Annotated in this window: 10 protein-coding genes and 1 tRNA gene; 5 read left to right on the top strand and 6 right to left on the bottom strand. The window is 58.1% G+C overall.

Annotated elements, in window-relative coordinates; genetic code table 11:
- Positions 1 to 15: 15 nt before the first annotated feature.
- Both AC07N6_RS10255 and AC07N6_RS10250 read left to right on the top strand, forming a co-directional pair.
- Entirely contained in the window at positions 16 to 1,833 is a 1,818-nt protein-coding gene (locus tag AC07N6_RS10255; protein ID WP_494781735.1) for a replication endonuclease, read from the top strand.
- A gap of 307 nt (positions 1,834 to 2,140) precedes the next feature.
- Positions 2,141 to 2,214, top strand: a tRNA-Val gene (locus AC07N6_RS10250).
- Between the two features lie 450 nt (positions 2,215 to 2,664).
- Here AC07N6_RS10250 and AC07N6_RS10245 read toward each other — a convergent pair.
- Positions 2,665 to 3,561: a LysR substrate-binding domain-containing protein gene (locus tag AC07N6_RS10245; protein ID WP_494781734.1), complete on the bottom strand. Its 897-nt coding sequence runs from the start codon at positions 3,559 to 3,561 to the stop codon at positions 2,665 to 2,667.
- 95 nt (positions 3,562 to 3,656) lie between these two features.
- Between AC07N6_RS10245 and phnA the strand changes: the two genes are divergently transcribed.
- Positions 3,657 to 4,874, top strand: a complete 1,218-nt coding sequence (phnA, locus tag AC07N6_RS10240; protein ID WP_494781733.1) for a phosphonoacetate hydrolase — start codon at positions 3,657 to 3,659, stop codon at positions 4,872 to 4,874.
- Positions 4,875 to 4,910: 36 nt separating this feature from the next.
- Positions 4,911 to 6,221 carry an MFS transporter gene (locus AC07N6_RS10235; RefSeq protein WP_494781732.1) on the top strand — a complete coding sequence of 437 codons (1,311 nt, stop codon included), beginning with the start codon at positions 4,911 to 4,913 and terminating at the stop codon, positions 6,219 to 6,221.
- Between the two features lie 185 nt (positions 6,222 to 6,406).
- Here AC07N6_RS10235 and AC07N6_RS10230 read toward each other — a convergent pair whose 3' ends face one another.
- The 3 genes from AC07N6_RS10230 to AC07N6_RS10220 all read right to left on the bottom strand — a co-directional run bounded on the left by AC07N6_RS10230 (position 6,407) and on the right by AC07N6_RS10220 (position 10,405).
- The gene (locus AC07N6_RS10230; RefSeq protein ID WP_494781731.1) at positions 6,407 to 7,885 is read right to left on the bottom strand and encodes an aldehyde dehydrogenase; all 1,479 of its coding nucleotides are present in this window, start codon (positions 7,883 to 7,885) and stop codon (positions 6,407 to 6,409) included.
- A gap of 19 nt (positions 7,886 to 7,904) precedes the next feature.
- Complete coding sequence (locus AC07N6_RS10225; RefSeq protein WP_494781980.1) at positions 7,905 to 8,840, bottom strand: NAD(P)-dependent oxidoreductase; 936 nt, start codon at positions 8,838 to 8,840, stop codon at positions 7,905 to 7,907.
- 134 nt (positions 8,841 to 8,974) lie between these two features.
- Positions 8,975 to 10,405 carry an aldehyde dehydrogenase family protein gene (locus tag AC07N6_RS10220; protein ID WP_494781730.1) on the bottom strand — a complete coding sequence of 477 codons (1,431 nt, stop codon included), beginning with the start codon at positions 10,403 to 10,405 and terminating at the stop codon, positions 8,975 to 8,977.
- A gap of 329 nt (positions 10,406 to 10,734) precedes the next feature.
- Here AC07N6_RS10220 and AC07N6_RS10215 point away from each other — a divergent pair, with 329 nt between their 5' ends.
- Positions 10,735 to 11,919 carry an ABC transporter substrate-binding protein gene (locus AC07N6_RS10215; RefSeq protein WP_494781979.1) on the top strand — a complete coding sequence of 395 codons (1,185 nt, stop codon included), beginning with the start codon at positions 10,735 to 10,737 and terminating at the stop codon, positions 11,917 to 11,919.
- 189 nt (positions 11,920 to 12,108) lie between these two features.
- On the opposite strand, the gene AC07N6_RS10210 is transcribed toward AC07N6_RS10215, so the two are convergent.
- Complete coding sequence (locus AC07N6_RS10210) at positions 12,109 to 12,705, bottom strand: thiamine pyrophosphate-dependent enzyme (protein ID WP_494781729.1); 597 nt, start codon at positions 12,703 to 12,705, stop codon at positions 12,109 to 12,111.
- Positions 12,702 to 13,259 carry a phosphonopyruvate decarboxylase gene (locus AC07N6_RS10205; protein ID WP_494781728.1) on the bottom strand — a complete coding sequence of 186 codons (558 nt, stop codon included), beginning with the start codon at positions 13,257 to 13,259 and terminating at the stop codon, positions 12,702 to 12,704. Before AC07N6_RS10205 ends, AC07N6_RS10210 begins: the two co-directional genes overlap by 4 nt.
- Between the last annotated feature and the right edge of the window lie 285 nt (positions 13,260 to 13,544).

Here is a 13,544-nt window from a genome sequence, read left to right as displayed (position 1 = left end):
CAAGGAATAATATATATGAACATTTATAATAATACAATAATAGAAAACAATTTAAAAGTCAATGACTTATCATCATTTTGCATAACAAATACAAAAAATATTTTGTCAGATGTTTTGCTTATCAAAGAAAGAAATAATAAAAAATTTTATTCAAAAGACGAAAAACTACAAAGTTTTTACGATTTAATAAACGAACATCAAATAGTAGATATAGCACTCAGAAAAAAATTAATTCCAGAAATTCTATATCACGATGTTTCATTTATTGTTAAAAAACTTTTTGGAGGCGATTGGGAAAAATACTTCAAAGATGTTGAATTGTATTTTGATACATTCACTATAAAAGATTTTATTCTGGCAAATATGTCAGACAAAGATTTAAAAAATGAAGATGAAAGAATGGACTGGTTGCAGTTCAATTTCAAAGATGTTTTAAAGCTATCAGGAATAAAAGAAGACGACATAAAAATAAATAAAGCGATTACAAAAAGAAGGCTAAAGAAATTACAGAAAAGAAAAATCTGGCACGCAATGGTGTTATTGAAATTGGCAGGGGGTAGCAGTAAAAATAAAAGATATAACTATTTGTCGCCATCAGTTTTATTTCAATACAAAACAGACTATAAGAAAAATCAAGATTTTATAAAAAATGGCGTCTTAATCGGAGAAGATGGAAAAACATTTTCATTAGCAAACTGCACTAAAGAGTTTAAGCAGAGAACAGCAGAAACTTTAAATGTGGTCAGCTATATGGAAAAGAAAAGCGATGAAATAAACAAGCTAACACCAGGAGCAACTAACTGGATTTTTATTACGCTCACGATCAAGCCAGAACATCACCCACTACCAACCAAAGGCAAAAATTCTTATGATGGCACAAGCCCTTTTGATAGTGCTAAAGCTCAAAAAAGTGACTGGAATACAGTTAGAGCTTTATTGAGAAAAAAAGGAATTTTGCCAGACCAAAATTTTTGGGGCGTCATTGTTGCCGAAATTCATAAAGATGGTTGCCAACATTTGCATTTAGTTATTTTTTATTACGAGAAAGACTTTGGAGATATAAGAGACGCGTTTTTTTCAGTATTTCCAAATTTAAAAGAAAATGAAGAAAAAGCTAGAAAAGATAAGACTCAAAATAAATCTTTTGTAAAAAATAATGGTCAAGCAAAAGCTACAAGCTATGTTTTCAAATACATTCTAAAAGCAACAAATTGCTTTGATATGTCTGTTGATATTTTCAAACAAACAAGAACAGAGCTTAAAGATAATAAAATTGTAGAAGAAAAAATAGAAAACGGAGTTTTAGCAAATTCTGCATTTAGAAGTTATAACAATATTAGAGGTATTGCTTTTTTTGGAATTTCTAATTGCATTACAAAATTTAGATTTTTAGGAAAAAATCTAAACAGGATAAATTCAGGAAAAGAAAACCAAATTTTATGCAGTGCGAGACTTGAGGAAATTATCAAGAGCAATGATTTTTATTCTTTTGTTGAGGAAAAACATCATTTAGATTTCAAAAATGAATATGTTTTTACAAAGAATAAAACAAACAAATTTATTGGATTGTCTTGCTTAAGCAATAGCTCTGTTTATTTAAAAAGATTTTTTATTAAAACTATTAAGAAAGCAGTAGAAGACAAAATATTGTTAGAAGAATATAAAAATCTTTCTATCAATATTAAGAATGAAGTATTGAATGAATACTTAGGAAATTGGGTTTTAGTTAGTCCTAGTTATTCAAGTAAGAGCGAAAAAACAGAAAATCAAAAACAAAATCAAAATATTTATTACGAATATTATGATACAGATGACGATTTAATTAATTTTTAATATAAAAACATAAAAATATTATTAAAAACGTTTCAGAAATTGACTAAAAAAATTTAGTTGCTAGAATAAATATTGAGCAATATCTTAAACATTTTCCTGTTATTGCTTAAAAGGTATCTCCCTTAATAAAAGACATTCGAGCGAATGTCTTTTCTACTTTTGGACCTTGAGAGCTACACTCTCAAACTCTTGTGCATTCTCAACATTGGACCCGTTGAGAACGTCCGAAAAAAATCGGCTTTAGGGGCTTGTGCACTATGGGAAATGTCCCTATAATCGCGGTTCTGTTGGAGAACAACAGGGCAAAAGCTCGATGGTGTAATGGTAACCCGTCGCCTTCACACGGCGAAATTCCAAGTTCAATTCTTGGTCGAGCTACCAAATTTCAAAAGTAGCCATTTCTTACGAAGTGGCTATTTTTTTGTCGTAAATTAACCAAAAATTCGCCAAAAGTTTTTTTGTCAATTTTTAAGTATTTGATTTATAACCAAAAAAATCGTAAAAACTTTGCATTCACACTGCAGGGGTCGCAAGTTCGAAACTTGCACTTTCCACCAAATTCAGAAAAGCCCGCCTAGTGCGGGCTTTTGCCGTTTCCGGGGCAAAAAATGATTTTGTGTCCTGTGCCGTAATCTGGAAAAGCCACAAAATTGCCACAGTCGATGGCAAAAGGAGCGGGGGCGACTTTCAGGCAGAAGAGCATAGGGACATGGGAAGTTCGAATCAGAAAAACAGGATTCCCTGCGTGCACGAAAACGTTCAAATCGCTCTATTTTTATGCAGTACTCTCGGTCAATCTCCACCGCTGACGCTGACGATATTGATATTCGATCAGGCCTGAGCCGATTGCGCCCCGGCCGCTTCCAGCCAGTCGATGAAATTGCGCAGGTGGACCGGCTTGTCGGCGTCCAGAGGCACGTGCGCCGCGTAAGTCGCCCCGGTCACGCGGATGGCGTCGAAGGGCGTTGCGATGCGCCCGGCCGCGCGGTCCGCGCCCAGCGTCGGGAATGTGCCGATGCCGGCGCCCAGTCCATCGATCACAGCCTGCAGGGTCACGAAAAAGTGGTCAAACCTGAGGAACTGGGGCGGGCGTAACGTCGCGCAGCCGGCTTCCTTCATCCAGCTCTCCCAGTCGCCCGGCCGGGTTTCCGTCGCCAGCAGCATGATCCGTTCGAGGTCCGCGGGTGCATCCAGCGTTCCGGTCCGCACCAGTTCCGGCGATACGATTACGGTGCTCCATTCCTGGAAGACGGCCGTGGCTTCCGTGTGCCCGCTCGGCTTGTCGTCACGCCGGATCATGACGTCGTAGCCCCCCTTCAGATGGGCTTCGGTGCTGAGCGCCGTCGAGACCCGTACTTCCACATCCGGATACGCCGTACGAAATTCGCCCAGTTTGGGGATCAGCCAGCGCATCGCGAAGGTGGCCGGGGCATTCACCCGGATCACCTTGCTGGTTTCGGCCCGTCCGTAGCGATACGAGGCATCGCTGATCAGGTCGAATGCCGCACTGATTTCACGGGCAAAGGCGCGGGCGTGGCTGGTCGCCACCATGCGTTGTCCCTGGCGGGCGAACAGGGGCTGTCCCAGCCAGTCTTCGAGGATCTCGATCTGGCGGCTCACGGCGCCGTGCGTCAGCGAGAGCTCGTCGGCTGCCGCGGTGTAGCTGCCGGCCCGCGCCGCGACTTCGAATATGCGCAGGGCATTCAGGGGAGGGAGTTTGCGTGGCATATGTGAGTTTTACTATCGAATAGTCTCATTTTAAATCGATTTTTATAGATTTTCTCACATGCTAGCCTGTGATTTTCAACGAAGGAAACACAGCCATGCAAAACATTACCGTGAATGGACGCAGCTATCGCAGCCCCGTGCGGCCTACCGTCATCGTCTGCATCGACGGTTGCGAACAGGAATACATCAACCAGGCCATCATGGCCGGGGTCGCCCCTTTCTTCGAGCGGCTGGCCGCGCGCGGCACCGTGCTGGCGGGCGATTGTGTCGTACCGTCGTTCACCAATCCGAACAACCTGTCCATCGTGACCGGCGCGCCGCCGGCCCTTCACGGCATCTGCGGGAATTTCTTCTACGACCCCGAGCAGGGCAGCGAAGTCCTGATGAACGACCCGAAATACCTGCGCGCGCCGACCATCCTGGCCGCGCTCGCGGAACAGGGCGCCAAGGTGGCCGTCGTCACCGCCAAGGACAAGCTGCGGGCCTTGTTGGGAAAAGGATTGAAAGGGATCTGCTTTTCGGCGGAAAAGGCGAACGAGGCGACCGTCGCGGACAACGGCATCGATCGCGTGCTAGAGCGGGTTGGCCAGCCGCTGCCTTCGGTCTACAGCGCCCATTTGTCGGAATTCGTCTTCGCCGCCGGCCTGCACCTGCTCGAGACCGAACGGCCCGACCTCATGTACCTCTCGACCACGGACTACGTCCAGCACAAGTGCGCGCCCGGCACACCGGGGGCGAACGATTTCTACGCGATGATGGACAGCTATCTGGGGCGCATGGACGCGCTCGGCGCCGTCATCGGCATCACGGCCGACCACGGCATGAACGCGAAGACCGATGCCGCGGGCCGGCCGAATGTCGTGTTCCTGCAGGACGAGCTGGACCGGCGCTTCCCCGGGACCGCCACGCGCGTCCTGCTGCCGATCACCGATCCTTATGTCGTGCACCACGGCGCCCTGGGCTCGTTCGCGACGATCTATCTCGAGGACGCTGCCAGCCTGCCGCAGGTGAAGGAGTTCACCGCCGGCATCGCGGGCGTCGACTTGGTGCTCGAGCGGCATGCGGCGGCGGCACGTTTCGAGCTGCCCCCGGACCGGATCGGCGACCTGGTCGTCATCAGCGACAGGCTGACGGTGCTGGGCAGCGCCGCCGCCCGGCACGACCTGTCGGGCCTGACCGTGCCGCTGCGCTCGCATGGCGGCCTGTCCGAACAACGCGTGCCGCTGCTGTTCAACCAACCGGCGCAGGGCATTATCCAATCCCGTCTGCGTAACTTCGACGTGATCGACATCGCCCTGAATCATATTGGCTGACCCCATTCAGCCTCAAATAAAATAACGGAGACGAGGATGAACATCACGAGCGAAGAGGCGCGCCTGGCGGTGGCGCCGGTACAGTCGGCAAGCGAGTATGCGAAGTGGCAATGGCGGGCCCTGATCGGGGTCACCTTCTGCTACCTGTTCTATTACACCGGACGGCAGACCTTCGGGTTCGCCATTCCCGGCATCCAGGCCGAGCTCGGCCTGAGCAAGCAGGCGTTGGGTTGGATCAGCGCCTCCATGCTGTGGGGGTATGCCGTGGGGCAGTCGATCAACGGCAATCTCGGCGACAAGTTCGGTGGCCGGCGCATGATGGTGATGGGCGCGGTCCTGTCGTTCGCGGCGAACTGGGCGCTCAGCTTCGGGCAAAGCTTCCTGTTCCTCCTCGTCTTCTGGTGCGCCAACGGCTTTTTCCAGTCGATGGGCTTCGCACCCGGCAGCCGCCTGCTCTCCAACTGGTGGGGCGAGGAACGCCGTGGCTTCGTGTACGGTATCTACGTCGGCTTTTCCGGATTTTCCTCGGTCATTGCGTTCGCGCTGCCCATCCTGATCCTGGGACAACTGAAGCTGGACTGGCACTGGATATTCCGCCTGCCCGTGTTCTGCATGCTGTTGGGGGCGGTCGTACTCTGGTTCTTCGTCTGCGAGCGCCCGGAAGACAAGGGCATGAAAGCGCCGACGGAAGCCGGGCGCCACGGGCAGAAGGCCGCGGCTGGCGATGCCGGGACCACGACGGGCGCGGCCAGCAGCTACGAGCGCTACCTGGCGGTGCTGAAGACCTGGAAGCTGTATGTCACCGGCCTGTCCATCGGCTGCCAGAACGCCGCCCGCTATGCCCTCATCATCTGGGTGCCGGTGCATCTTCTGGGGCCGGACTGGAAAGCCGGTCACGGCGCGATCGACCCCACCTGGATCACGCTGGCGCTGCCGGTCGGGATGGCGTTCGGCGCAATTTCGAACAGCTGGGTGTCCGATATCCTGTTCCGTTCGCGCCGCTACGTCGCCATCATCACGTACATGGTCGCGGCCAGCGGTTTCGCCCTGTGCATGGAACTGGTGCCGGCCGGCAGTGTTGCGAGCATAGTGCTGATGTTCCTGTGCGGCTTCTTCGTGTTCGGCCCGGCGTCGTCGTTCTGGGCATTGTGCCCCGACCTGTTCGGACGCAGGTTGGCCGGCACGGCGACCGGCTTGCTGAACTGCATCTCCTATGCGTTTGCCGGGATCGGCGAACCGCTGATCGGACGCACCATGGACCACACCGCGAACACGAGCATCATCTTTCCCATCGTGGCCGGGCTGTGTCTCGTCAGTGCCCTGTCGGCCTTGATGATCAAGCGCTAGGCGGCCATCAGCTTGCCGAGCGTGATTGGCAGATTGCGACTACGCCGTGATCCTTGCCCATCTGACACTCCTTTCTTTCGTCGGAAAAGTGTCAAGCTAATTCAGGACGGGTCACAGGGACGAAAAAAGCCACGCTTCATCGCGTGGCTTATTTCGTTTCCGCACATTCCCTCCGGGGCCATCGTTCAGCGCATCGTGAACGGATTCCCGGTCTTGGCCCCGGTATTGATCCACACGCTTTTCACCTGCAGGTATTCGTGGATCGCATCCATGCCGTTTTCCCGTCCCAGCCCTGAATCCTTGTAGCCGCCGAAGGGCGACATGTAGCTCACTGCGCGGTAAGTGTTGACCCACACCGTACCCGACTGGATGCGCGCCGACATGCGGAAGGCGCGGCCGATGTCGCCGGTCCACACGCCCGCGCCCAGGCCGTAGGCCGAGTCGTTGGCGATGGCCACGGCCTCATCCTCATCCTTGAAACGGATCACCGACAGCACCGGACCGAATACCTCCTCCTGCGCGATGCGCATCTTGTTGTCGACGTCGGCGAAGATGGTCGGCTCGATGAACCAGCCGTTGCCGCATTCGGCGCGCGCGGCCGGCGTGCCGCCCAGCACCAGCCGGGCGCCATCCTGCCTGGCCACGTCGATGTAGCTCAGTACCTTGTCGTACTGCTGGCGCGTGGTGACCGGGCCGACCTGGGTGCCGGCATCGAGCGGGTTGCCCATGCGCGCGGTGCGCGCCAGCGCGGTCAGCTGTTCCAGGAAGGCATCGTGGATCTGATCCTGCAGCAGCAGGCGCGAGCCGGCGATGCAGGTCTGGCCGGTGGCGGCGAAGATGCCTGAGACCGCGCCGTTGACCGCGTCCTCCAGGTTGGCGTCGGCGAACACGATGTTGGGCGACTTGCCGCCCAGCTCCAGGCTGACGCGCTTGAATTGCCCGGCGGCGGCGCGGTTGATGGCGCGCCCGGTGGCGTCGCTGCCGGTGAAGCTGATCTTGCGCACCAAGGGATGCTCCACCAGCGGCGTGCCGACATCCCGGCCGTAACCGGTGACCACGTTGACCACGCCGGGCGGGAAACCGGCCTCTTCGAACAGCTTGACGAATTCCAGCGTCGAGGCCGAGGTGAATTCCGAGGGTTTGAGCACTACCGTGCAGCCGGCGGCCAAGGCCGGGGCGATCTTCCACGCGGTCAGCAGCAGTGGCGAATTCCACGGCGTGATGGCGGCCACCACGCCGACCGGCTCATGGCGGGTGAAGTTGAAGTAATCCTGCTTGTCCAGCGGAATCACCGCGCCCTGGACCTTGTCGGCCAACCCGCCGAAGTAATGGAACCACTGCGGGATATAGTTCAGCTGGCCGCGCATCTCGGCGATCAGCTTGCCGTTGTCGCGCACCTCGGTCTGGGCCAGCCGCTCGGCATCGCGCGCGATCAGGTCGCCCAGCTTGCGCAGCAGCGCGCCGCGCTGGCTATGGCTCATGGCCGGCCACGGGCCGCTGGTGAAGGCGCGGTGCGCGGCCTGTACGGCGCGCTCGACATCGTCGGCGGTGCCCGCGGCGACTTGCGCCCACACTTCGCCGGTGAAGGGATTCCAGGAATCGAACCAGTTGCCGCCGGCCGCATCGCAAAAGCTGCCGTCGATGAAAAGTTGGTAACGCTGCACAGTATTCTCCTTGCCGCCTTCAGGTTTTCAGGCGCGGCTTGTCGGTGTGGGACAGGTCGCACAGCACATCGACCATCGCCGAGAAGTCGTTGCCGCCGAAACCGCGCGCCCGCGCGGTACTGAAGGCCTCCTTGGCGGCCGCGCCGATGGGCATGGGCGACTTCGCCGAATTGGCGGCGTTGACGATCAGGGTCAGGTCCTTGTGCGCCAGGTCGATGGTGAAGCCGGGGGCGATGTCGCCCTTCAACACCTTGTCCGGCCACGCGATCTTCAACTGGCCGTTGGTGGCGGTGGTGCCGTAGATCACATCCAGCGTCTTCTCCAGCGACAGGCCGAAGCGCTGCGACAGCGTCAGCGCTTCGGCATTGAGCTGGCAGGAGACCACCGCCAGGTAGTTGTTGACCAGCTTGGTGCGGGTGCCCGTGCCGACCGCGCCGCAATGGTGGATGGTGGTGCCCATGGCCTGCAGCAGCGGCAGGACGCGGTTGAAGTCGGCGTCCGTGCCGCCCACCATGAACAGCGATTCGCCGCGGTCGGCATGGCTGGCCAGGCGTCCCACCGGCGCGTCGACGAAAGACTTGCCCTGGGCCAGCGCCTCGGCCGCCAGGCGATCGGTGGCTTCCGGTTCCACCGTGCTCATGTCCATCACCAGCGCGCCGTGGGCAATGTTGGCCAGCACGCCGCCGGCGCCGCCTACCACCTCCAGCACCACCGCCGAGTTGGGCAGCATGGTGACCACCACGTCGCAGCCGCGCGAGGCTTCCGCCACGCTCGAGGCAGGTTGCGCTCCCAGCTTGACCAGCGCAGCCACCGCATCGCGGTTGACGTCGTATACAGTCAGGCCGAAACCCTTGCGCTGCAGGTTGGATGCCATGCCCAGGCCCATGCGGCCCAGTCCGATGAAACCGATCTTGAGGGAAGATTGCTGCTGACTCATTTGATGTCTCCTGGATATTGTTGTCGTGGTGGCCGGGCACGGCGCCGGCCTGCGCCGCGGCGCAGGCCGACTATGTCACCGCCGCCGGCTCCGTGCAGTTTGGTGCCGATTCGTGTCGCTTTCGTATCGCTTTCGTATCGCTTTCGTATCGCTTATACGCTCAGGTAAGAGGTCTTGACGATGGTGTAGAAGTCGATGGCATAAGTGCCTTGCTCGCGCGGGCCGTAGCTCGACCCCTTGCGCCCGCCGAAAGGCACGTGATAGTCCAGCCCGGCGGTGGCCAGGTTGAGCATGGTCAGGCCGGCTTCGGCATGCTGCTGGAAGTGGCGCGCATGTTTTTGCGAAGTGGTGCAGATGCCCGCCGACAGGCCGAAGCTGGTGTCGTTGGCCACCGCCAGCGCCTCGTCATAGTCCTTGACGCGGATCACCGCTGCCACCGGGCCGAAGACTTCTTCACGGTTGATGCGCATCTGGTTGTCGGTCTCGGTAAACAGCGTCGGCGAGAGGTAATGCCCCGGCGTCTCGCGCTTGAGCAATTCGCCTTTCACGCGCACCTTGGCGCCTTCGTTGATGCCGATGTCGATATAGCGCAGGTCCTGGTCGAGCTGGCGGCGGTCGACCACCGGGCCGACCTGGGTGCCGGCCTTGAGCGCGTGGCCGATGTCGATCTGGCCCAGCCTCCCGGCCAGCGCCTCGACGAAGCGGTCATGGATGCCTGCAGTCACCACCAGCCGGCTGGAGGCGGTGCAGCGCTGGCCGGTCTGGAAGAAAGAGCCATCCAGCGCGCAGGCCACCGCGACATCGAGGTCGGCATCGTCCAGCACCACCAATGGATTCTTGCCGCCCATTTCAGCCTGCACGCGGATCATGCGCTCGCCGGCGCGCTTGACGATCTGGTTGCCGGTCTTGACCGAACCGGTGAAGGTGACCGCGTCCACGCTGGCGAGCAAGGCATCGCCGACCACCGGACCGGTGCCATGTACCAGGTTGAACACGCCGGCGGGCACGCCGGCGCGATGGATGATGTCGGCCAGCGCATGGGCCGTGCCGGGCGTGACTTCCGACGGCTTGAACACGACCGCGTTGCCGAATGCCAGGGCCGGCGCGATCTTCCAGGCGGGGATGGCAATCGGGAAATTCCATGGCGTGATGACGCCGATGACGCCGACCGGATCGCGCGTGACCTCGACATCGATGCCGGGCCGCACCGACGCCAGTTTATCGCCGCGGATGCGCACTACCTCGCCGGCGAAGAAGCGGAAGATATTGGCCGCGCGCCCGACTTCGCCGATGGCTTCGGCGCGGGTCTTGCCTTCCTCGCGCGCCAGCAATTCGCCCAGCTCTTCCTTGCGCGCGAACAGCTCATTGGAAATCGCCGAGAGGAGGTCCGAGCGCAATTGCACGGTGCCGGCATTCCACTTGGGCAGGGCGGCGCGCGCCGCGGCGATGGCATCGGCCACTTGCCGGGCGCTGGCATGGCTGGCGCGGCCGATGATGTCGTTGGTGTCGGAAGGATTGATGTTGTCGGCCTCGCTGGCGCCGGCGACCCATTCGCCGGCGATCAGGTTCTTGTATTGCATCATCGGGATTCCTTGCTGGAAGAGAAGACGGAACCGCAGCATTGCATGTCGCCCGCGGCGACGTCCAATACCGGATTTTGATCAAGCCATCACGTTTGCGCATGCCAGCGCCAAGCCTTGCGCCAGCTGGTTTTGCTGCAACGCAAATGCATCCATAGCAAAGCGCAATGGCGTCATCACAAGCTAGCATTGGACGCTTCGGCGCGGCTCGGGCTAAGGTCTGCTCGTCCGCAAGCGGTGCGTCGCCGGCATGGGGAGATGTGGCAGGCGCGACGGCCGCTGCGGCACCCTACGACAACAACGGAGACGACATGAACCTGAAACTGACCACCATGGCCGGTGCGCTCGCGGCTGTCCTGGCGCTGGCCTCGGCCGGCCCGGCCACGGCCGCCGGCGATACCATCCGCATCGGCTTCATCACCGATATGTCCGGCGTCTATGCCGACCTGGACGGCCCCGGCGGTGTTGAAGCCATCAAGATGGCCATCGCCGACGCCGGCGGCAGCATCAACGGCAAGAAGATCGAACTGACCGTGGTGGATCACCAGAACAAGGCCGATATCGCCGCCAGCCGCGCGCGCGAGTGGTATGACGCCGGCTACGATGTGGTGATCGGCGGCACCAATTCTTCGGCCGCGCTGGCCATTGCCAAGATCGCGGCGGAGAAGAAGCGCGTGTTCCTCTCGCCAGGCAGCGGCACCACCCGCCTGACCAATGAGGAATGCAATCCCTACACCGTGCAGTACAGCTACGACACGCTGTCGGTGGCGCGTGGCACCGGCACCGCGATGGTCAGGCAGGGTTACAAGAGCTGGTATTTCCTGACCGCCGACGTCGCCTTCGGCAACTCGCTGGAGAAGGATACGGCCGATACCGTCAAGGCCAATGGCGGCACCGTGGTAGGCGCGGTCAAGCATCCGCTGGGGGCGTCGGATTTCTCGTCCTTCCTGCTGCAGGCGCAGTCGTCCAAGGCGCAGGTGCTGGGCCTGTCCACCGGCGGCACCGACCTGGTCAATGCCATCAAGGGCGCGGCCGAGTTCAACGTCACCAAGAGCATGAAGCTGGCCGGCATCCTGATGTTCATCAACGACATCCATGCGCTCGGCCTGCAACTTTCGCAAGGGCTGTATTTCACCGACGCTTTCTACTGGGATCGCACCGAGGAGTCGCGCGCCTGGTCCAAGCGCTTCTTCGCCAAGACCAAGCGCATGCCCAGCTCGCTGCAGGCCGGCGACGCGTCGGTGACGGCAACCTGGCTGGCGGCCGTGAAGGCGGTCGGCGGCACCGATGCCGACAAGGTGATGGAGCACATGCGCGCCACCAGGATCAACGACTTCTTCGCCAGCAACGGCGTGATCCGTCCGGACGGCCGCATGGTGCATGACATGTACCTGATGCAGGTGAAGGCGCCGGCCGAATCCAGGTATCCCTGGGATTACGCGAGAATCGTGCAGACCATTCCCGGCGACCAGGCTTACATGAGCAAGGCCGAGTCGAAGTGCCAATACTGGAAGTGACGGCGGTGCGCGCCGCGGCGCGTTGATCCGGCCTGGGTAAGCGGGCCGCCTGCATGGCAAGATGCAGGCGGCATTTTTTACGCCTGCGGATTGGGCGGCGCCATCGGCGCGGCATCAGCACTAAGGATGAAGGACGAAAAAAAGCCCGCCATTATCGGCGGGCCATAAGAACTGCCTTGAAAGCGCAGGCTACATCGGCGCCAGGCCCAGCACGGCACGAAAGCGGTTCTTGACATGGACGCCATCGCGCGGCGGCAATGCGCGCGGCAGTTCGTCGGCCTGTACCTTGACCTGGGCCAGCAATGGGCCACGGTTGGCGGCGATGGCGGCAAACAATGCGCCGATGTCTTCCGTCGATGTGACGCGGCAGGTTTGCCCGATGCCGCAGCCGGCGGCTACCGCCACCAGGTCGGTGCCCAGGCTGGTGTGGCTGCGCTGCATGCCGGTCTCGCCGAAGTGGCCGTTGTCCAGCACCACCACGTTCAGGTTGGGTGGCTGTTGTGCGCCGATGGTCGCCAGCGTACCGATGCCCATCAGTTGTTCGCCATCGCCGGTGACCACGATCACGGTGCGCGCCGGCTGGGCGATGGCTAGGCCCAGTCCGACGGCGGCCGCGCCGCCCATGGCGCCCCACAGGTAGAAGTTCTCGTCGCGGTCGCCTGCGGCGTAAAGGTCGTAGGAGGAGGAGCCCAGGCCGGTCACGACCAGCGCCTGCGGAAAGGCTTCCACCAGCTGGCGCACGAATGCGCGACGGTCGAGCCCGCCGGTTTGCTGTACTGCACTCATTTTCCTGCCTCCCATTTTTTCTTGCCGATCAGTTGTTGTCCCAGCAGCACGCAGACCGCTTCGCCGCCTTCGAAGGCGGCATCGAAACCGGCGCTGACGGTGGCGGCCACCTCTTCCGGCCGATCCGCGCGCAGCACTGTGATGCCCATCAGCTCGATGGCGGCTTGTGTGGCGCGGCCCATGGGCGATTGCCATTGGTTGAATTCGGCCCATTCGCCGCGCATGGTGATGATGGAAAAGAAGGGGAAGCGGCAGTTGGAAATCAGCGAGAACATGTTGATGCAATTGCCCACGCCGCTGCTTTGCATCAGCAATGCCGCGCGCTGGCCACCGAGCCAGGCGCCGCAGACGGTGGCCACGCCTTCTTCCTCGGTGGTCAGCACGATGCCGCGCATATCGGCATCGCCATGCACGCGGCGGATCACATGGGAATGCCCGGCATCGGGCACATAGGCGACCTGCTTGACGCCGCCGGTCTTGAGGATGGTGAAGATGTCCTCGCGCCAATTCTGCTGCGCGTCGGCCGAGCCTGGTGAGCTGCTTGAGCTGTTCATAAACTGGGTGTCCCCTGATCAAATGACTGGAGCGGCCATCGTAGAGCGCGCCTGCGGGGCCGTCCAATACAGAAATCTGTTTGGACAATCAGTTTTCGGCATAGCAGCCGGGGTGGGGTGGGGTGGGAGTTGTGTTGGGTAGTCTGGGTAGTCTGGTCTTGCTTCGTTTTGGTGTACTGGCTTGATGCTTTTCTTTCTTCGGTCGGAAGGGAGCGCCGGGGGCGGCCCGGCAGCCGCTCACTTTCTTTGGCCCGCCAAAGAAAGTAAGCAAAGAAAGGCGGCCCC

This window comes from Herbaspirillum sp. GW821-FHT09A12 (assembly GCF_059418325.1).
The sequence above is the reverse complement of the archived record's forward strand: the minus strand, read 5'-3'. Positions and strand labels throughout refer to the sequence as shown.

Coding starts and splice junctions, on each gene's coding strand:
- AC07N6_RS10255 (WP_494781735.1), top strand. CDS start 16: ATGAACATTTATAATAATACAATAATAGAAAACAATTTAAAAGTCAAT.
- AC07N6_RS10245 (WP_494781734.1), bottom strand. CDS start 3,561: ATGCCACGCAAACTCCCTCCCCTGAATGCCCTGCGCATATTCGAAGTC.
- phnA (WP_494781733.1), top strand. CDS start 3,657: ATGCAAAACATTACCGTGAATGGACGCAGCTATCGCAGCCCCGTGCGG.
- AC07N6_RS10235 (WP_494781732.1), top strand. CDS start 4,911: ATGAACATCACGAGCGAAGAGGCGCGCCTGGCGGTGGCGCCGGTACAG.
- AC07N6_RS10220 (WP_494781730.1), bottom strand. CDS start 10,405: ATGATGCAATACAAGAACCTGATCGCCGGCGAATGGGTCGCCGGCGCC.
- AC07N6_RS10215 (WP_494781979.1), top strand. CDS start 10,735: ATGGCCGGTGCGCTCGCGGCTGTCCTGGCGCTGGCCTCGGCCGGCCCG.
- AC07N6_RS10210 (WP_494781729.1), bottom strand. CDS start 12,705: ATGAGTGCAGTACAGCAAACCGGCGGGCTCGACCGTCGCGCATTCGTG.
- AC07N6_RS10205 (WP_494781728.1), bottom strand. CDS start 13,259: ATGAACAGCTCAAGCAGCTCACCAGGCTCGGCCGACGCGCAGCAGAAT.